Below are 17,347 nucleotides of genomic sequence, written 5' to 3'. Positions count from 1 at the left end.
ATAATGGGCGCTAGTCAGCAAATAGTTTGATGGCAGGTTAAACAAGGCTTCAATGAAAAATTCTTTTGGTTTCACCTGGTACCTGGCGGGGCTGAGCATGCTCGGCTATCTGGCCATGGACATGTACTTACCCTCCTTCGGCGCCATGGGCGCCCAGTTGCAAATATCCGCCGGTGCCGTGGGCGCCAGCCTGAGCATCTTCCTCGCAGGCTTTGCCGTTGGGCAGTTGTTGTGGGGACCGCTTTCCGACCGTATCGGGCGCAAGCCGGTCCTGCTCACCGGCCTTAGCCTGTTTGTGCTCGGTTGCCTGGGCATGTTCTGGGTCGAGACCACGACCCAGCTGTGGGCGCTGCGCTTTATCCAGGCAATAGGCGTGTGTTCCGCCGCCGTCAGTTGGCAAGCCCTGGTAATTGACCGCTACCCGGCAGACAAGGCTCATCGGGTATTTGCCAGCATCATGCCGCTGATGTCCCTGTCACCAGCCCTGGCACCGCTGTTGGGTGCGCTGGTGTTGAATCACTGGGGCTGGCAGGCGATCTTCGCCGTGTTGCTGGGCGTGTCGCTATTGCTGCTGTTGCCAACGTTATGCCTCAAAACTGTGCCGAAACGCCTGACCGCCGATGGCGAACAATCCAAGCTCGGTTACGGACAATTGCTCAAGTCACGGGTGTTCAGTGGCAACGTAATGATCTTTGCCGCGTGCTCGGCCAGTTTCTTCGCCTGGCTTACCGCATCACCGTTCATTCTGGGTGACATGGGCTATAGCCCCAATGACATCGGTTTGAGCTACGTGTTGCCGACCCTGGCGTTTCTCATTGGTGGCTACAGTTGCCGCAGCGCCTTGCAGCGTTTCGAGGGCAGGACCTTGTTGCCATGGTTGCTGGTTGCGTACTGCATCAGCATGGTGGCGTTGTATCTGGTGGCGACATTGACAGTGCCGACCCTCACCACCTTGCTGATCCCGTTCTGCCTGATGGCGCTGGTTAATGGCGCCAGCTACCCGATTGTCGTGGCGAATGCGCTGATGCCCTTTGCGGAAAACTCCGGCAAGGCCGCAGCGTTGCAGAACACCTTGCAATTGGGGCTGTGTTTCGTCAGTAGCCTATTGGTGTCGTCGATGATCGAGCAGCCGTTGTTGATCACCGCAATCGTCATGCTGGCGACCGCGCCGTTGGCCGTATTGGGCTATTGGTTGGCGCGGCCCAGGGTTGATAATTCCGATGCCGATCTGGTTCGAACACCCTAAAACGTCACTTCCATATTCACCGTTGGCGTTGATGTGCGGCTGCCCCGTCCGCCATCCACGCCGAACTTGTTATGCCAGTACTCGTAGCCCACCCCCAGGTACAGGTTCGGCTTGACGCTTTTTCCCGACCGCACCGCCACCATCAGTGCGGTACGCATCAGGGTTTCCGGCGCAGTGTTGCGGCCATGGAAGTCGTCGCCCTTCTCCCCGACATGATTGATAAAACCCTGAAACTTCGCCCCGTGATTGCCAATCTCGAAAGGGCGTAGCCAGGTCAAATTGAGCATGTAGGTATCGTCGAAAGTGTGGTTCGGATCTTTCGCTCCCGGGATGCCGGAATGGTTCTTTTCCTTGTAGTACATCAGGCTCAGATCCAGCACGCCGACGGTGTTGAACTTCAAGGTCGGGCCAACCACCAGGGCGCGCTTTTTCGCCGACGCCAGGTTGTTGTTGCGGTTGGCGTCGAAGCCCAGGGTCAGGGCGTAGTCTTTGATCACACCGGTTCCCAGCGGCACGTCGAACACCCGTGAGGCATACAGTTGGTGGCGGTAGACGGCATAGACTTCGCTGCCGCCGTGATCGGTGCCCTTGCGCGGGTCACGGCTGTCGGAAAGGAACACGTCGAGGTTCAGGTAGTTGCTGCCGTACTGATAGCCGCTGGCGTGGGTGAAGCTGTAGATGCGCTTGCTGAAATCATCGGGGTTATTCGGATTGGTGAACTGCTGGCCGTAGCGAAATCCCACGCTGTTGTTCATCCATTCCACCGCGACAGCCTCCCCGCCGCCGAAGAGTGTCAGTAATACGGTTGCGCCGTGCAGTGCCTTTTTCATTGTTTTAATTCCTTTGGCGTTTTGGCTCATAGCGGCCGAATCGTATTTTTGTAACGCCAGCGGAGGGTAACTTGTTCGATTGATTGTATACAACCATATGGACATATAGTCTTCGTATTGCATACAGTGGGCGCACAACAAAAATAGAGAACCCTCACCATGACTATCCCGAAGGCGTCACCGCAACGGCCAGAAGATGAGAATCTCGGCGTCGCTGCCAACATGGCTTACGGCCTGCAGCATGTGCTCACCATGTACGGCGGCATCGTTGCCGTGCCGTTGATCGTCGGTCAGGCGGCCGGTTTGTCGCCGGCCGATATTGGCCTGTTGATCGCCGCTTCGTTGTTTGCCGGCGGCCTGGCCACCTTGCTGCAAACCCTGGGTCTGCCGTTCTTTGGCTGTCAGTTACCGCTGGTGCAAGGGGTGTCGTTTGCTGGCGTTGCAACCATGGTGGCGATTGTCAGCAGCGAGGGAGCAGGTGGTGTGCCGGCGATCCTTGGCGCGGTGATGGCCGCCTCGTTGATCGGCTTGTTGATTACGCCGATATTCTCGCGAATAACCAAGTTCTTCCCACCCCTGGTGACCGGTATCGTCATCACCACCATCGGCCTGACCCTGATGCCTGTCGCCGCGCGCTGGGCCATGGGCGGCAACAGCCGCGCCGAAGACTTCGGCAGCATGTCGAACATTGGCCTGGCGGCGATTACCCTGGCCCTGGTGCTGTTGCTGAGCAAGATCGGCAGCGCGACCATTTCACGGCTGTCGATCCTGCTGGCGATGGTGATTGGTACGCTGATTGCGGTGTTCCTCGGCATGGCTGACTTCTCCAGCGTGACCCAGGGTGCGATGTTCGGCTTTCCCACGCCATTCCATTTCGGCATGCCAACCTTTCACCTAGCGGCGATCATTTCCATGTGCATCGTGGTCATGGTGACCCTGGTGGAAACCTCGGCTGATATCTTGGCGGTAGGTGAGATCATCGACACCAAGGTTGACTCCAAGCGCTTGGGCAACGGCCTGCGTGCCGATATGCTATCGAGCATGTTTGCGCCGATCTTCGGTTCGTTCACCCAAAGTGCGTTCGCGCAAAACGTCGGCCTGGTGGCGGTGACCGGGGTCAAAAGCCGCTACGTAGTGGCCACCGGCGGCCTGTTCCTGGTGATTCTCGGCCTACTGCCGTTTATGGGACGGGTCATCGCAGCGGTGCCCACCTCCGTGTTGGGCGGTGCGGGGATTGTGTTGTTCGGAACCGTGGCGGCCAGTGGTATTCGCACGTTGTCCAAGGTTGACTACCGCAACAATATGAACCTGATCATCGTCGCCACTTCCATCGGTTTCGGCATGATTCCTATCGCAGCGCCGAGCTTTTATGACCATTTCCCGAGTTGGTTTGCCACCATTTTTCATTCGGGGATCAGCTCGTCGGCGATCATGGCGATCCTGCTGAACCTGGCGTTCAACCACTTCACGGCGGGCAATTCCGATCAACAGTCGGTGTTCGTCGCTGGCACCGAGCGCAGCCTGTATTTCCAGGATGTGGCGGCGTTGCGTGAGGGGGATTACTTCTGCGGGGGCAAACTGTTTGATGCAGAAGGCAATGAGATTCCATTGCTGGCAGAGGTGCCGAAGAGGGCGGCGGTGCAGGGTAGGGCTGAAACCAGCGAGGTGTAGTCATAGGATCGTTCCCACGCTGTGGGAACGATCCTATCTATCAGCAAGCCTCATCCATGAACTTCACCACCGTGCCCATACATGCCTGGCGTTCTTCGACGTGGGGCATATGGCTGGAGTCTTCGAACAATGCCCAGCGCACATTGGGGATTTCATCGAGGAACGGCTTCACCACCAGCGGCGTGGCTTCATCATGGCGACCGGAAATCACCAGGGTCGGCACCTTGATGCCGGACAGCCGGCCAATGATGCTCCAGTCTTTCAACGTGCCGATCACATGGAACTCCGTCGGGCCGCTCATGGCGTGATACACCGTGGGGTCAGCGTCGACCTGGGCAAAGGTGCGCGCCACTTCTTCCGGCCATGGGTTGATCCGGCAGACATGCTGGTCATAGAACATCCGCGAGGCCGTCAGGTATTCCGGGGCCTGATAGGCGCCGGCCTGTTCATGCTTGAGCAGAGTTTCATGCACACCTTCCTGCAATAATTTGCGCAGACGATTGGCTTCGGCGACCCAGGTGCGCATGCACGTCGGCGAGTTGGCCGCGATCAGTGCGCGCAGGCCTTTAGGCTGCAGCAAGGCGTGCTCACTGCCGAGCATGCCGCCCCATGACTGCCCGAGAATGGCGTAGTTTTTGCTGATTTGTAGGTGGTCCAGCAGGTTGTCCAGTTCTTCCAGAAACAGGCCGATCGTCCAGAACGAAGGGTCTTTGTCAGGCAGGTGGGTAGAACGGCCGTTGCCCAGTTGGTCATAGTGAATAACCGCGTGGCCGCTGGCGGCGACGTCTTTGAAGGCGTCTACATAGTCATGGGTGCAGCCGGGCCCGCCGTGGAGGATGACCAGTGGTGTCAGGCCGCTATCAAGGTCACCGGTGACCCGGTACCACGTCTGGTAGGCGCCAAAGGCAGTAAAGCCTTCGCGGATTTTTTCGATGAATTCCATTTCGTGCCCTTCCATGAAAAATGGTCAGGCATACGATAATCGGCAGCGCAAATTTAAGTAACTAGCAAAATAGCTAGGTTTTTCGTTGAGTCAGTCGTCAAGCAGCCGGTAATGGCTGGCCCTGACCACCGCTTGTACCCGGTTCTTGGCCCCCAGCTTGTGCATGGCCGAGGCCAGGTGCAGGGTGACCACCGCCAGGGAGCGACTCAACTGGGTGGCAATTTCGGCGGCGGTCAGGCCATCGGCGGCCCACTTCAAGCATTCACGCTCGCGCTTGGTCAGATGGATATGCGGATACGAACGTAGTTCCTTGTTGAATAACGGGTAGGCCGCTTCCTGCAAGGCATGGGTAATCAGGTTGAAATCCGCCAGGGTCTGGCGAGCATCTTGCAATACCGTGCGGGCTTTGCCGGTGCGCAGGCCCGTCAGCGAGGCGAAGCCGCCCCTGGGCAAGTGAATCGGAACGCTGACGCCGCAGGTCATTTGCTGGTCGTGCAGGTAGCAGGAGACGGGTGCGTGGCGGCGGTTGATGATCTTTTGCAGCGGGGTATCAGCCTTGGCCTCGTAGGACCAGACGAACGGCGACACGCAATTGAGGGCCAGGTGTTGCACCGGATCGATCTGGTAGAACCCCGAACCGCACCATAACGAGTACCAGTCGGAGGGTGTATTGCGCAGTTGCAGCACGGAGGGCGTAATCAATGCGCCATCGTGGTCGATCGGCACCGGTGTGTAGTCGTACACCAAGGCATCAAAACCCAGGTGCTGGGCCAATACGAGGGTGTTGTCCATCTGCTCATCCAGGCTCCTGCCGGGCAGGAGATGGCTGTTAAACGCAGATAACTTGGTCAGCATCCTTTCTGCTCCCGAATTCGTTTGAATCTCGACTTGCCGCAAGTAGAATGCCACGCCCCGGCGAAGGACTGCCAGACCAAACCTATAAGAATTGCTAGGTTATGGGCGCACGGCAACCTCGGTAGTGTTTGGTTCAAACGGCCACTATCTGCCAGGCCGACACACAACAAGGAATGTATGCATGTGGCGTGAAATAGCCCCCGACCAGCAGTACAACGTGCAAGTCGACGGCCACAACCTTGTGGTCTACAGCTTTGGCGAAGGCGATGAAGTGTTGCTCTGCCTCAACGGCGGCCCTGGGCTGCCTTGTGACTATCTGCGCGACGCTCATGGCTGGCTCAAAGACAAAGGCCTGCGAGTCGTTGCATTCGATCAGCTTGGTACGGGCGCATCAGCCAGACCCACCGATATTTCCCTATGGGAAATCGGCCGTTATGTCGAGGAAGTCGAAACTGTGCGCCAGGCGCTCAGCCTGGGCCGCGTGCACGTGTTGGGCCATTCCTGGGGCGGCTGGCTGGGTATCGAGTACGCCATTCACTATCCTGACGCGCTTAAAAGCCTGATCCTGGAAAATACCGTCGGTGACATTCCGCACCTGTCCCAGGAGCTCGAACGCCTGCGCGGCGCTTTGGGCAGTGAAACGGTGGCGATGATGCAGCGCCATGAGGCCATGGGCACCCTCGACCATCCGCAATACCAGGCCGCGATCACGTTGCTCAACTACCGCCATGTCTGCCGGCTGGACGAGTGGCCGGAACCGGTCAAGCGTTCCCTCGACAACTGGAACATGGGGCCCTACGAGACCATGCAGGGGCCCAACGAATTTCTTTACGTCGGCAATCTCAAGGACTGGAACCGCATCCCCGAGATGGCCGATTTCAGCATGCCGGTGCTGATCACCACCGGTCAGCATGACGAACTGACCCCCGCCTGCGCCATGCGCATGAAGATGGCGGTCAAGCACGCCGAGTTGCACGTTTTCCCCAACAGCAGCCACATGCCGTTTTATGAAGAGCCCCAGGCTTACTTCCCGGTGCTGCTGGACTTCCTTGCTCGTCACCGAGGCTGACGAATGAACCTGGCGCGTTACCGTTTTGTGCTTTTCCGGCCGCTGCAATTGCTGCCGGTGCTGTTTGGCATCAGCCTGATTACCTTTGTGCTGGTGCGTTCGATTCCCGGTGACCCGGCGCGGGCGCTGCTGGGCTCGCGCAGCACGCCGGATGCCTTGCTGAAAATTCGCGCGCAGTACGGCCTCGACCAACCGTTGTGGCTGCAATATTTCTACTTTCTGAAAAACCTGCTCAAGGGTGATCTCGGCCAGTCGCTGCTGTACAAGGTCGACGCCTTGAAGCTGATCGTCACCCGCATCGAGCCGACTCTGTTCCTGGTGCTTGGCAGCGTCCTGCTGGCACTGTTGATTGCCGTGCCCCTGGCCACTGTGGCCGCGCGTAACAAAGGCGGCTGGGCCGACAATCTGATTCGCTTGTTCACCACCGTCGGCCTGGGCATGCCCGCGTTCTGGCTGGGGTTGATGCTGATCCTGCTGCTCAGCGTGCAATGGGGCCTGTTCCCGGTGTCCGGCTATGGCCGAACCTGGCTGGACAAGGCCCATCACATGGTGCTGCCGTGCCTGACTATCGCCCTGGCGCTGTCGGCGGTGTTGGTGCGCAACCTGCGGGCGAGCATGCTGATGGAGTTGCAGGCCGATCACGTTACCGCCGCGCGGGCGCGGGGTTTATCCGAGCGAGCGGTGTTTCGTCGCCACGTGCTGCCTAACTCCCTGGTGCCGGCGGTCAACCTGCTGGCCGTCAACATTGGCTGGCTGATCAGCGGCACGGTGGTGATTGAAAGTCTGTTCGCCATTCCCGGCATCGGCCAGTTGCTGGTGCGCGGCATTTTTACCCGCGACTACATGGTGGTGCAGGGGGTGGCCATGGTATTGGCCTGCGCAACCGTGGTGGTCAACTTCGTGGCTGATGTGGTGACCGTCGCCCTCGACCCTCGGGTGAAAATGCAATGAGCAGCCGCCCGCTGATTCCCGCCTGGCGTTTACGCCTGCGTTTTGGTTTTCGCAACGGCCGGCTGACAGCGGCGTGGGGCCTGGCAATTCTGTTGGCGTGGCTGGTGCTGGCGCTGTTCGCACCGTGGATCGCGCCGTTTGATCCTATCGCGCAAAACACGGATATCAGTTTGATGGCGCCGACGCTGGCCCATCCATTTGGCACGGATAACTACGGGCGAGACATACTTTCGCGGGTGATCTGGGGTGCGCGCATCGATTTGCAACTGGCCATCGTTGGGGTGATTTTTCCGTTTCTAATCGGCACGTTTATCGGTGCGATTTCCGGTTATATCGGTGGGCGTTTCGACAGCCTTTGCATGCGCGTGATCGATGTGATCCTGGCCTTTCCATTCCTGGTGCTGATGCTGGCAATCATGGCAATCCTCGGGCCAGGGCTGAAAAGCTTCTATATCGCCATGGCGCTGGTGGGCTGGGTGTCCTACGCGAGGCTGATCCGTTCGCAAATCCTGGTGCTCAAGGAAAGCGACTTCGCCCTGGCGGCGAAAAGCCTGGGTTTTGGCCATGGGCGCATTCTATTCCGGCATTTGTTGCCCAATGCGATGTTCGGCTCGATTGTGTTCTCCATGTCCGACGCGGTGTTGGTGTTGCTCAACGGCGCGGCGGTCAGCTACCTGGGCCTGGGCGTGCAACCGCCGACGGCGGAGTGGGTGACCATGGTTGCCGAGGGCCAGGCGTTTATCACCACGGCGTGGTGGATCTGCACCTTTCCTGGGCTGGCCATCGTGACCCTGGCGATGGGCTTCAGCTTGTTGGCCGATGGTGTTGCGCAAGTGCTGGGAGATCGTTCATGAGCTTGTTGCAGGTGCAGGACCTGAGCGTCATCGCCCATAACAACGGCCACGATGTGACCCTGGTGGATCGCGTGTCCTTTGACCTGGTCAAAGGCGAAATCCTCGGCCTGGTGGGCGAGAGCGGTTCGGGCAAAACCATGGCCTGTCGCGGGCTGATGCGCTTGCTGCCCTCGCCGAGCCTGCGGGTTCAGGGCGGCGCCGTTCGCCTGGCCGGCCAGGACTTGCTGGCCCTGGATGAAGCCAGCATGCGCAAGATGCGCGGCGGGCAATTGGGGATGATTTTCCAGAACCCCAGCAGCCACCTCGACCCGTTGATGCGCATTGGTGAACAGATCGCCGAAGGCATCCGCCTGCACCAGGGCGCGTCGAAACGTGAAGCACGCTTGCAGGCCATCGAGGTGTTGCGCCAGGTGGGCATTCCCGACCCCGGCCAGCGCATCGACAACTATCCTCACGAATTTTCCGGCGGCATGCGCCAGCGGGCGATGATCGCCGTGGCCCTGGGCTGCAATCCCCAGGTGTTGATCGCTGATGAGCCGACCACTGCCCTGGACGTCACGGTGCAGGCACAAATCCTGCGCCTGTTGCTGGACTTGCGAGACCGTCGTGGCCTGTCGATCATCATGATCACCCATGACCTGGGCGTGGTGGCGCAGACCTGCGATTCCATTGCCGTGATGTACGCCGGGCGCCTGTGCGAGCACGGCAGCAAATACGACCTGCTGGCCCGTCCGCAACACCCGTACACCGCTGGCCTGATCGACTGCCAGCCGGCCACCAGCAGCGGTCATGCCTTGCGCACCATCGCCGGGCAGCCGCCGCTGCTGGATGCCTTGCCCGGAGGCTGTCGGTTCAACCCACGTTGCCCGCAAATCGGCACCTTGTGTACCGAGCAGTTGCCGGATTTGGCCGGGATCGGTCCACGCGTCGCTTGCCATTACCCCCTGGGAGATCGGCCATGACCTTGTTGCAGGTAAAGGACCTGGAGGTGCGCTTCGCGGCCGCCGGCAGCGGTCTGTTGGGTCTTAATAAGCAGTGGGTGAGGGCGGTCAACGGTGTGACGCTGAACATCGCCGCCGGTGAAACCCTCGGGCTGGTGGGTGAGTCGGGCAGCGGTAAAAGCACCCTGGGTCGGGCGATTCTGCACCTCAACCCCATCAGCGCCGGGCAAGTGCTGGTCGACGGTATCGACATGACCCATGGAGGCCCAATCGATATTGCCCGCTTGCGTCACGAGACAGCGATGATTTTCCAGGACCCTTATGCAGCGTTGAACCCACGGCTGACCATCGGTGAAACCCTCTTCGAAGTGTTGCGAGTACAGCGCAAGGTCGCACCAGAGCTTATCCCGCGCCGGGTTGGTGGGGTGGCTTAGGTATTGAGAAAGACGTCCTGAAGTTCGACAGGTTTTGATTCGTGGTTTGCGTTCCTGCTGGCCAATCAATGGCATTGATGCTGACCATCGTTTGCATCCGACTTGACCGATACTCGTAGAGAAGGTGACCGGCAGTGAGCTGCCCATAGCTGCCGGTGGCGACAGGCAGAAATCGGCCAATAGCGGACTTTTTGGATAGATTCAAACCTGCTGTGCTTTGCCGAAGGTATCTGCCAATTACGCAGTAGCCAGTTTGCTTGATAAGAAGTCGATCAGCACCCTGACGCGGTGAGGCATATAACGATTGCTCGGCAGCACCGCATAAATGCCTAAAGCTGGAGGCTCGTAGGCGTCCAACAGAACCTCCAATCTCCCCTCTGCTAGATACTCCGTGACAATGAATTCAGGCAGCATCGCGATGCCCATCCCTTGGGCGGCTGCCTGCGCCAGCGCGTCGCCATTATTGGCCTGCAGACGCAAGGGCACGTAGACCGACTCCAGATGACCGTCCACCTCGAAGCTCCAGGGGCGGTTGTTCACCTGGCTCGAATAGCCAAGGCATGCGTGTCCGGCTAGCTCGCCGGGACTTTCTGGGCGTCCATGGCGGGCCAGATATTCCGGTGCGGCGACAGTCAATAAGCGACTGCTACCGAGGCGGCGCACGATCTCTTCTGGGTCGAGCTGGCTGGTGATGCGGATCGACAGGTCGATGCCTTCTTCGATCAGACTCAACTGCCGGTCGCTGAAATTCATCGCCAGTCTGATCTCGGGAAAGGTCTGGGAAAAGTCGAGCAGCAGCGGCACAAGACGGCGCAGGCCGTAACTCAGTGGCAGGCTGATGCGCAGCGGCCCACTCGGTGTTAGCCGTTCCTCCATCACACCGGCCTCGGCCTCCTGTACCAAGTCGAGTATCACCCGGCACTTTTCTAGATAGGCGCTGCCCGCAGATGTAAGCGACAACCTGCGAGTACTGCGAACCATGAGCTTGATACCCAGATGTTCTTCCAGCGCAGCGATCTGGCGTGTGACCACAGAACGCGCCACCCCGAGCTGGCAGGCGGCCGCAGTGAAGCTGCCAAGTTCGGCCACCCTAACAAAGAGATTCATGGCTTCAAGGTGATTCATTGTTGATCCTTTAGTCAACAGACTGTTCGTGATTGTCCTCTATTTAGCACCAATAAGAGTGGGTAAAGTTCATCCATCGCCAGTGCACGCCTTTCCGTGTTTAAACCTGACCCTGGCACATCTGGATAACTATGAACGTATTGACCAAAATTTCTGCAGCCCTGGTTATCGCAGGCGCCGCCTCCATGACTGCTACCTCCGCATTCGCCGCGCCTGAAACCTATGTCGTAGATGGAGCCCACACCTTTCCAAGCTTTTCCTACAACCACTTCGGTATGTCGACCCAAGTGAGCCGCTTCAATAAAACCACCGGCACTATTGTGGTGGACAAGGCAGCCAAGACGGGCCAGGTCGATATCGAGATTGACATGACGTCGGTTAACACCGGTTTCGAGCTTTTCAATGAGCACATCCAGGCTAAGGATTTCCTCGACACCGCCACTTTCCCGACCGCTACTTTCAAGTCCTCCAAGGTGCGCTTCAAGGGTGACAAGCCAGTGACTGTCGATGGTGATCTGACTATCAAGGGCATCACAAAGCCTGTCACCCTGGACATAACCCACTTCGTCAACATGCAGCATCCGATGCTGAAAAAAGATGCTATCGGTGCCAACGCGCAGGTTGTCATCAAACGCAGCGAATTCAATGCTGGCAAATACGCTCCGCACGTGGGTGATGACGTAACCATCACTGTCTCGCTCGAAGCGATCAAGAATTAAGCCAACCCTTCCGTCGTGAGATAACGGGACGTAGACGTTATCCCGCTGCGGGCACGCAGGTGATCGACATGTTTGAAGTCAGGCATTCCGGCAAACGCGGCGTTGCGAATTTCGGTTGGCTGTATTCGCAGCACAGTTTTTCCTTCGGCAGTTATTACGATCCTCAGCAGGTAGGGTTTTCTGATCTGTTGGTGATCAACGATGATCGTGTGCGCCAGGGACGCGGCTTCGATACCCACGGCCATCGCGACATGGAAATTTTCTCCTACGTGCTTGAGGGTGCGCTGCAGCACAAAGATTCCATGGGCACCGGTTCGATAATTCGCCCCGGCGACGTGCAGATGATGAGCGCCGGCAGCGGAGTGCGGCACAGCGAGTTCAACGCGTCGCGGGACAAGCCGGTGCATTTCCTGCAAATCTGGATCGTGCCAAAACGCAAAGGTGTCAAGCCGCGTTACCAGCAAAAGCATTTTGATGCGGCGCAGAAGCGTGGCCGGTTGCGTCTGATTATTTCCCCAGATGGAGCCGAGGGCTCGTTATCAGTCCATCAGGACGTGCGTGTCTATGCCGGGCTATTCGACGGCACCGAACAAAAGCGTTTCGAGCTGCCGGCCGGCCGCTATGCCTATATCCACGTGGCACAGGGCGAGCTGACCGTCAATGGCCAGCGCTTGGTCACCGGCGATGGCGTCCGGGTACGCGATATCCGCGAAATCGACTTCAGAGCCGGCAATAATGCCGAAGTGCTGCTATTCGACCTGCGGCCCATCGAATTAGCGGCTTATTGAATTCCTCCTCATCCGACTGAGAGAACAGACCATGAAGATTCTGCAAATCAACGCCAGCGCCCGTTCGGCCGGTGCCAACTCCACCCGCCTTGCCGACTCCATCACCGCTCGCCTGAAGGAGCAAAATCCAGCAGCCCTCGTCGAACTGCGCGACCTGGCAAGTGATCCGCATCCAGTGCTGGATGACGCTGCACTGACCGCCCTGTTTACCCCGGCCGAGAGCCGTACCGAAGACCAAGCAGCTCGTGTAGCCCTGGATGATGCGTTGATTGCCCAGGTACAGTCCGTCGACGCCATCGTGCTAGGCGTACCGATGTACAACTTCGGTGTGCCTGTGCAGCTGAAAACGTGGCTCGACGCCATTGCTCGCGCCGGAGTGACCTTTCGCTATACCGAGAATGGTCCGGAAGGCCTACTGAAAGGCAAGAAAGTCTATGTGGCGCTGGCCCGTGGCGGTAAATATCGCGACACACCGGCGGACTCCCAGGTGCCGTATCTGAAGACCATCTTCGGTTTCCTCGGCCTGACCGATGTCGCGTTCGTCTATGTTGAAGGTCTGGCGATGGGTGCCGAAGGAGCAGAACAAGCTTTCGCTGCAGCCGAAGCGCAAATCGACGCACTCAGCGCCTGATAAGCGCCTCTCTGTGGCGTCGTTGGCGATGCCAGTTATTGAAAGGATCGATACGATCGAGCGGCTCGTGTTGCGACCCCATTTAGCGCTCCCAGCACCCGAGCACTCTTTCTTGGCAGGTTTAATCCGCTCGCCCTGGCGAAACCGGTAGACGCCTGGCAGGGCATTCGGAAATGACATATTGAGAGTTGGCATAATGGCAAAAACGCATACGGATAGTTATACCGGCACCGCTAAATGGCTGCATTGGGGCATGGCCGCTATTTGGATTGCCAGCTGGTGCATAGGCATTCTTGCCACGCATTGGCGAGACGAGCTGAACCCCGGTCATGGTTTGACGATACTGCACAAGGCATTAGCCAGCACCTTGTTGTTTTTGATTGTCGTGCGTGTTGCATGGCGCTTAAGCCATCCAGCACCGGCACTGCCTGCGAGTATGAGCCCGATGATGCGACGGGGTGCCAAGGTGGGTCACATACTGCTCTATGCGGTGGCACTCATCGCTCTGCCACTGTCCGGTTGGTATTGGAGCTCCGTGGCGGACAAGCCGATCATGCTGCTCGGTCTGTATCAGCTGCCACCAATAGTGGCGCCGAACGAAACGCTATACGACCTGGCTAAATGGATTCACACCCTAATGGCCTGGTTCTGCGGCGCGCTGGTCGGGGGTCATCTACTTATTGCCTTGAAACACCATTTCATCGACAAAGATGAAATTCTTGCTGGGATATTGCCCACCCGAAATCGCTGACTACGGGACGAGATGGCAAAGTCCTTTCTAGCGATGGATATGACAACCAGGCTAATTTCTAAATCGGCGCACCCAAACAGGCATCGCAATCTATATTGAACTCCATACCCCGCTCAAATCGAGCTGGGCCCTCGTTCTCTATGTGGGAGCACCACTATGCGCTACACACTCCTTCAGCAGCAGAGGAATGAAATCATTCTGCTAGCCAGAGTCTTACTGATGATTCTCTTCCTGATATCCGGGTGGTCGAAACTGACGGGATTCTCGGGCACGGTTGCCTATCTTGGCTCTCTGGGTGCGCCGCTGCCGATGGTAGCCGCATCCATCGCGGTATTGATGGAGGTTGGCGCTGCAATTTTGCTGGTAATCGGCTTCTATACGCGGCCGGTCGCCTTTTTCTACACCTTGTTCGTCCTCGGCACCGCGCTGATCGGCCACCATTACTGGACGATGGTCGATCCGGAGCGTGCCGCCAACATGACCCAGTTCTACAAGAATCTGAGCATCATGGGTGGCTTGCTGCTGCTGGGCGTTACTGGCCCCGGTAAGTACTCGGTAGATGGCAAATAGGCAATTCCCACGCTCCAGCGGCCAGCCATGCTGGAGCACGACCTAAGCGATTTAAGGCTTGGGTTTCGAGCAGCGACCATTTCATATTCATCAGCCCTACGGAGGCTACCTAGTGGGACTACTGAAAGATCTGATAGCGCGAATAACTGGCAACGACTCTGGTACGACTCAATTCCATAATGAGGACTTAAAAATGGCAAAAGTATTGGTTCTATATCATTCGATGTATGGACACATCGAAACCATGGCTCAAAAAGTCGCGGAAGGTGCACGCAGCGTTGCCGGGGTCGAGGTCACGATTAAGCGTGTACCTGAAACTATGTCGGCAGAGGCCTTCAAGGCCGCCGGTGGCAAGGTTGAGCAGACCGCACCTGTTGCGAGCCCTGCTGAACTGGCCGATTACGACGCGATCATCTTTGGCACTCCGACCCGTTTCGGGAACATGTCGGGACAGATGCGCAACTTCCTCGATCAGACCGGGGGACTGTGGGCCAACGGATCTTTGGTTGGCAAGGTTGCCAGTGTGTTTACCTCCACAGGTACTGGCGGCGGTCAGGAAATGACCATTACCTCAACCTGGACGACCCTGGCCCACCACGGGATGGTGATCGTTCCAATCGGGTACAGCAATCCAGCCCTCTTCGATGTCTCGCAAGTGGGTGGCGGAACGCCCTACGGCGCGTCGACCATCGCCGGTGGCGACGGCTCTCGCCAGCCCGATGCGCGAGAGCTGGATATCGCTCGTCACCAGGGTGAATACGTGGCGAACTTCGTGGTGAAGCTAAACGGTTAAAGCTTTCCCCCACCCTGCTGAATAGCTCTCGTGATATTTAGCAGCGGTGGGGTTCTCGATCCAGAATAGTTGCGCTCAGGCTTTACACCTTGTGAACCCTGAGTCCCAGCTAAAAATAGTTAAGTAAGCTGCGCACTCAGTCGTTTCTGTCATTTTCAGAAGACGACTGCACCGTCGTGCTGGCTGAAACACCTGATGCGCACAGGACTTCTGATGACCGGTTGATTAATAGTTACATACATCATTGTCGATCCCCGTGCCTCGCCACCACGATCAGGTCGGCTGTTTACCGTTTTGGGATCAAGTGCTAATTCTCCGCTAGACCAATCCCTGTACCTCCACAGAATGCTGAGACCATGGGCCGGGCTTTCTTCATCCCACGCTAAACCAATGGCTTCCAGGGAGGCGAAGTAATCGTACAGATCTAACTTAGCTGCGCCTTACGGTCACCCGCTGAGAGGATTATTTCAGGGCATTGATGTTTTCGGGCTCAGTTTCGAGCTTGGTCTGATGAAGCCAGACCCTGAAATTTATCGATCCCTGTGCCGTGCCTTTGGCGTACAGCCAGGGCTCGGATGGACTGGTATCGCCCCTGCGGTTGTAATGAACGGCGACTCGCAGCGATGTGACCGGGATGGCCCCTAGGTCTGTAGGTGTCATGGGCTACCACCTCGACCGTCGCGGCGCGGGGAAAATCAATGATCTCGTCCAGTTTGCACAACTTGTTATCGACGAGAATCGGTTACTGTCTTGACTTGATGGGCGCGAAGGGCCGAGTGCTTTATGAGTCAGCGGGCCCGCTTCTGCCACTGTCTTTCGGGCGCGACCCTATCGCCGCCACTGCGAGGCTGCTGGTATTACCCGCCGCTATTCTTTCCGCCATAATTATTTCGATTCGTTCCAGCGCCGTCCTCCTAGGCGGCTATTTTTGATGTATTACAGGGAGGAGTTACGTCATGACTGACAATCAAGGGGCTAGTGTGGCTTTATTTTGTCAGGGTGTGCGGATCCCTGCTTTCTGTTTTGAGCCATTCGAGAATTGCGCGAATCTCAGGCGAGTTCTGTTTCCCCGGGGAGCACAGAAAGTGATACCCAGTGTCGTTCTCCATTTCTTCAGTGAGCAACTTCTGAAGCGCTCCTGTGCGGATTTCATCAGAAATATGTGATGTCCTGGCCATCGCAACGCCCAGGCCTCTTATCGCAGCCGAGACAGCCATATTGGAGTGAGGCACTACGAGCACGCAGTTGAGCGAGGAGGGTGCCAATGCGTTTTTCTGGAGCCAGTAATCCCAGGAGGGCGTTGAGATCTGCTCTCCATTGGCCATGCTCCGAGCGCGCAGAATGATGGGGAAGTTGAGAACGTCTGCTGGTGTTTCAGGAACACCGATCCGATCGATCAGCGTGGGGCTGCACACCGGAAAGATTCGTTCGGGAAGAATGAATTCCGAGTAGAAACCTGGCCACGTGGCCTCTTGGGTTTGCAAGCGTATGGCGGCTTGCCCGCTGGCATTGTCGAATCTGGAGAAGTCGTCGGTGTTGAGCTGAATTCGGATGTCGGGATGGGCAGCATAAAAGGCTGGCAAGCGCGGGATCAACCAAGTGTTGGCAAACGAGTCGTGGACGAACAATTCGATCAGCGTCGAGCCCTGAACGCCACGTTCGAAACGAGTGGCGAGCGCAGCGAAGTCTTTCAAAAACTGACGGACGATGGACAGCAGTTCGATGCCGGCTTGGGTCACTATCATTGCGCCTGCACTACGATCAAAAAGCTCGGTGCCAAGTAGAACGGCCACATTCGGGCTCTGTTAACCAAGGAGCGTGAGCGCACTCGTACTGGTGTGCGCGCCTGTCTTGATCGAGCGCGAGAATGCGGCGAGATCCCAGCGACGAAAGACGTTGCGACCCTGGCAACCCTATTCGAGACTTTTCTGTTCGGCATTACGATACAGGCGCGCGATGCAATGTCATTGCATGCAATCGACAGCGCGATTACCGAAATCATGATGCTGCTGGACCAACTCTCATCATAAAGGGCTCTGATCAGGGCGACCCGTGGACGAAAATTCTGAAGACAGGAGGGAGCCACAAAAGCTGCCTGTCTGGTTACTTCTCACTATACTGGGGAGCCTACAGAATTCGGAGAAATCGTACGTTAAGATTTCCGATCTGCCGTAGC

General features: G+C 57.6%; 17 protein-coding genes and 2 pseudogenes. 13 read left to right on the top strand and 6 right to left on the bottom strand.

What is annotated here, in order from left to right:
• Positions 1 to 52: 52 nt before the first annotated feature.
• The gene (gene punC / locus AAEZ06_RS24945) at positions 53 to 1,246 is read left to right on the top strand and encodes a purine nucleoside transporter PunC (protein WP_149413754.1); all 1,194 of its coding nucleotides are present in this window, start codon (positions 53 to 55) and stop codon (positions 1,244 to 1,246) included.
• On the opposite strand, the gene AAEZ06_RS24940 is transcribed toward punC, so the two are convergent.
• Positions 1,243 to 2,076, bottom strand: a complete 834-nt coding sequence (locus AAEZ06_RS24940; RefSeq protein ID WP_350616741.1) for a nucleoside-binding protein — start codon at positions 2,074 to 2,076, stop codon at positions 1,243 to 1,245. The genes punC and AAEZ06_RS24940 overlap by 4 nt on opposite strands.
• Positions 2,077 to 2,235: 159 nt before the next feature.
• On the opposite strand from AAEZ06_RS24940, the gene AAEZ06_RS24935 reads away from it, so the two are divergent.
• Positions 2,236 to 3,747 carry a nucleobase:cation symporter-2 family protein gene (locus AAEZ06_RS24935; protein ID WP_149413752.1) on the top strand — a complete coding sequence of 504 codons (1,512 nt, stop codon included), beginning with the start codon at positions 2,236 to 2,238 and terminating at the stop codon, positions 3,745 to 3,747.
• A gap of 40 nt (positions 3,748 to 3,787) precedes the next feature.
• On the opposite strand, the gene AAEZ06_RS24930 is transcribed toward AAEZ06_RS24935, so the two are convergent.
• Positions 3,788 to 4,690 carry a proline iminopeptidase-family hydrolase gene (locus AAEZ06_RS24930; RefSeq protein ID WP_350616739.1) on the bottom strand — a complete coding sequence of 301 codons (903 nt, stop codon included), beginning with the start codon at positions 4,688 to 4,690 and terminating at the stop codon, positions 3,788 to 3,790.
• A gap of 90 nt (positions 4,691 to 4,780) precedes the next feature.
• Positions 4,781 to 5,545: a LuxR family transcriptional regulator gene (locus tag AAEZ06_RS24925; RefSeq protein WP_350616737.1), complete on the bottom strand. Its 765-nt coding sequence runs from the start codon at positions 5,543 to 5,545 to the stop codon at positions 4,781 to 4,783.
• A 181-nt stretch (positions 5,546 to 5,726) separates the two neighbouring features.
• On the opposite strand from AAEZ06_RS24925, the gene AAEZ06_RS24920 reads away from it, so the two are divergent.
• From AAEZ06_RS24920 to AAEZ06_RS24900, 5 genes and pseudogenes are all read left to right on the top strand, one after another.
• Positions 5,727 to 6,614 carry a proline iminopeptidase-family hydrolase gene (locus AAEZ06_RS24920; protein ID WP_350616735.1) on the top strand — a complete coding sequence of 296 codons (888 nt, stop codon included), beginning with the start codon at positions 5,727 to 5,729 and terminating at the stop codon, positions 6,612 to 6,614.
• A gap of 3 nt (positions 6,615 to 6,617) precedes the next feature.
• The gene (locus AAEZ06_RS24915) at positions 6,618 to 7,565 is read left to right on the top strand and encodes an ABC transporter permease (protein WP_350616733.1); all 948 of its coding nucleotides are present in this window, start codon (positions 6,618 to 6,620) and stop codon (positions 7,563 to 7,565) included.
• Entirely contained in the window at positions 7,562 to 8,419 is an 858-nt protein-coding gene (locus AAEZ06_RS24910) for an ABC transporter permease (protein WP_350616731.1), read from the top strand. The genes AAEZ06_RS24915 and AAEZ06_RS24910 overlap by 4 nt, the downstream gene beginning before the upstream one ends.
• The gene (locus AAEZ06_RS24905) at positions 8,416 to 9,381 is read left to right on the top strand and encodes an ABC transporter ATP-binding protein (protein ID WP_350616729.1); all 966 of its coding nucleotides are present in this window, start codon (positions 8,416 to 8,418) and stop codon (positions 9,379 to 9,381) included. Before AAEZ06_RS24910 ends, AAEZ06_RS24905 begins: the two co-directional genes overlap by 4 nt.
• Positions 9,378 to 9,779: pseudogene (locus tag AAEZ06_RS24900) on the top strand (ATP-binding cassette domain-containing protein); the annotation flags it as partial. The gene AAEZ06_RS24905 and the pseudogene AAEZ06_RS24900, both read left to right, overlap by 4 nt.
• A gap of 252 nt (positions 9,780 to 10,031) precedes the next feature.
• Here AAEZ06_RS24900 and AAEZ06_RS24895 read toward each other — a convergent pair.
• Complete coding sequence (locus AAEZ06_RS24895) at positions 10,032 to 10,919, bottom strand: LysR family transcriptional regulator (RefSeq protein ID WP_350616727.1); 888 nt, start codon at positions 10,917 to 10,919, stop codon at positions 10,032 to 10,034.
• Positions 10,920 to 11,050: 131 nt separating this feature from the next.
• Between AAEZ06_RS24895 and AAEZ06_RS24890 the strand changes: the two genes are divergently transcribed.
• The 6 genes from AAEZ06_RS24890 (at position 11,051) to wrbA (ending at position 15,171) form a co-directional block, all read left to right on the top strand.
• Positions 11,051 to 11,638, top strand: coding sequence for a YceI family protein (locus tag AAEZ06_RS24890; RefSeq protein ID WP_350616725.1), 588 nt, complete (start codon positions 11,051 to 11,053; stop codon positions 11,636 to 11,638).
• Between the two features lie 68 nt (positions 11,639 to 11,706).
• Entirely contained in the window at positions 11,707 to 12,426 is a 720-nt protein-coding gene (locus AAEZ06_RS24885; RefSeq protein ID WP_149413744.1) for a pirin family protein, read from the top strand.
• Between the two features lie 31 nt (positions 12,427 to 12,457).
• Positions 12,458 to 13,057 (top strand): FMN-dependent NADH-azoreductase, encoded by a 600-nt coding sequence (locus tag AAEZ06_RS24880; RefSeq protein WP_149413743.1) that lies wholly within the window; start codon positions 12,458 to 12,460, stop codon positions 13,055 to 13,057.
• Positions 13,058 to 13,253: 196 nt separating this feature from the next.
• A complete protein-coding gene (locus tag AAEZ06_RS24875; RefSeq protein ID WP_149413742.1) occupies positions 13,254 to 13,808 on the top strand; it encodes a cytochrome b in 555 nt (184 codons plus the stop codon).
• A gap of 156 nt (positions 13,809 to 13,964) precedes the next feature.
• Positions 13,965 to 14,378, top strand: a complete 414-nt coding sequence (locus AAEZ06_RS24870; RefSeq protein WP_149413741.1) for a DoxX family protein — start codon at positions 13,965 to 13,967, stop codon at positions 14,376 to 14,378.
• A gap of 193 nt (positions 14,379 to 14,571) precedes the next feature.
• Positions 14,572 to 15,171: an NAD(P)H:quinone oxidoreductase gene (gene wrbA / locus AAEZ06_RS24865; protein ID WP_149413740.1), complete on the top strand. Its 600-nt coding sequence runs from the start codon at positions 14,572 to 14,574 to the stop codon at positions 15,169 to 15,171.
• Between the two features lie 278 nt (positions 15,172 to 15,449).
• Here the strand turns inward: wrbA and AAEZ06_RS24860 are convergent.
• A pseudogene (locus AAEZ06_RS24860) lies at positions 15,450 to 15,593 on the bottom strand (tyrosine-type recombinase/integrase); the annotation flags it as partial.
• Between the two features lie 564 nt (positions 15,594 to 16,157).
• Positions 16,158 to 16,964, bottom strand: coding sequence for a LysR substrate-binding domain-containing protein (locus AAEZ06_RS24855; protein ID WP_149413739.1), 807 nt, complete (start codon positions 16,962 to 16,964; stop codon positions 16,158 to 16,160).
• Between the last annotated feature and the right edge of the window lie 383 nt (positions 16,965 to 17,347).

Source organism: Pseudomonas sp. HY7a-MNA-CIBAN-0227 (genome assembly GCF_040310325.1).
In the GTDB taxonomy this organism is placed as follows: domain Bacteria; phylum Pseudomonadota; class Gammaproteobacteria; order Pseudomonadales; family Pseudomonadaceae; genus Aquipseudomonas.
The sequence above is the reverse complement of the archived record's forward strand: the minus strand, read 5'-3'. Positions and strand labels throughout refer to the sequence as shown.

Bases quoted from the DNA above. Each gene is read 5' to 3' on its own strand.
- punC (WP_149413754.1), top strand. From the start codon at position 53: ATGAAAAATTCTTTTGGTTTCACCTGGTACCTGGCGGGGCTGAGCATG.
- AAEZ06_RS24940 (WP_350616741.1), bottom strand. From the start codon at position 2,076: ATGAAAAAGGCACTGCACGGCGCAACCGTATTACTGACACTCTTCGGC.
- AAEZ06_RS24935 (WP_149413752.1), top strand. From the start codon at position 2,236: ATGACTATCCCGAAGGCGTCACCGCAACGGCCAGAAGATGAGAATCTC.
- AAEZ06_RS24930 (WP_350616739.1), bottom strand. From the start codon at position 4,690: ATGGAATTCATCGAAAAAATCCGCGAAGGCTTTACTGCCTTTGGCGCC.
- AAEZ06_RS24925 (WP_350616737.1), bottom strand. From the start codon at position 5,545: ATGCTGACCAAGTTATCTGCGTTTAACAGCCATCTCCTGCCCGGCAGG.
- AAEZ06_RS24920 (WP_350616735.1), top strand. From the start codon at position 5,727: ATGTGGCGTGAAATAGCCCCCGACCAGCAGTACAACGTGCAAGTCGAC.
- AAEZ06_RS24915 (WP_350616733.1), top strand. From the start codon at position 6,618: ATGAACCTGGCGCGTTACCGTTTTGTGCTTTTCCGGCCGCTGCAATTG.
- AAEZ06_RS24910 (WP_350616731.1), top strand. From the start codon at position 7,562: ATGAGCAGCCGCCCGCTGATTCCCGCCTGGCGTTTACGCCTGCGTTTT.
- AAEZ06_RS24905 (WP_350616729.1), top strand. From the start codon at position 8,416: ATGAGCTTGTTGCAGGTGCAGGACCTGAGCGTCATCGCCCATAACAAC.
- AAEZ06_RS24895 (WP_350616727.1), bottom strand. From the start codon at position 10,919: ATGAATCACCTTGAAGCCATGAATCTCTTTGTTAGGGTGGCCGAACTT.
- AAEZ06_RS24890 (WP_350616725.1), top strand. From the start codon at position 11,051: ATGAACGTATTGACCAAAATTTCTGCAGCCCTGGTTATCGCAGGCGCC.
- AAEZ06_RS24885 (WP_149413744.1), top strand. From the start codon at position 11,707: ATGTTTGAAGTCAGGCATTCCGGCAAACGCGGCGTTGCGAATTTCGGT.
- AAEZ06_RS24880 (WP_149413743.1), top strand. From the start codon at position 12,458: ATGAAGATTCTGCAAATCAACGCCAGCGCCCGTTCGGCCGGTGCCAAC.
- AAEZ06_RS24875 (WP_149413742.1), top strand. From the start codon at position 13,254: ATGGCAAAAACGCATACGGATAGTTATACCGGCACCGCTAAATGGCTG.
- AAEZ06_RS24870 (WP_149413741.1), top strand. From the start codon at position 13,965: ATGCGCTACACACTCCTTCAGCAGCAGAGGAATGAAATCATTCTGCTA.
- wrbA (WP_149413740.1), top strand. From the start codon at position 14,572: ATGGCAAAAGTATTGGTTCTATATCATTCGATGTATGGACACATCGAA.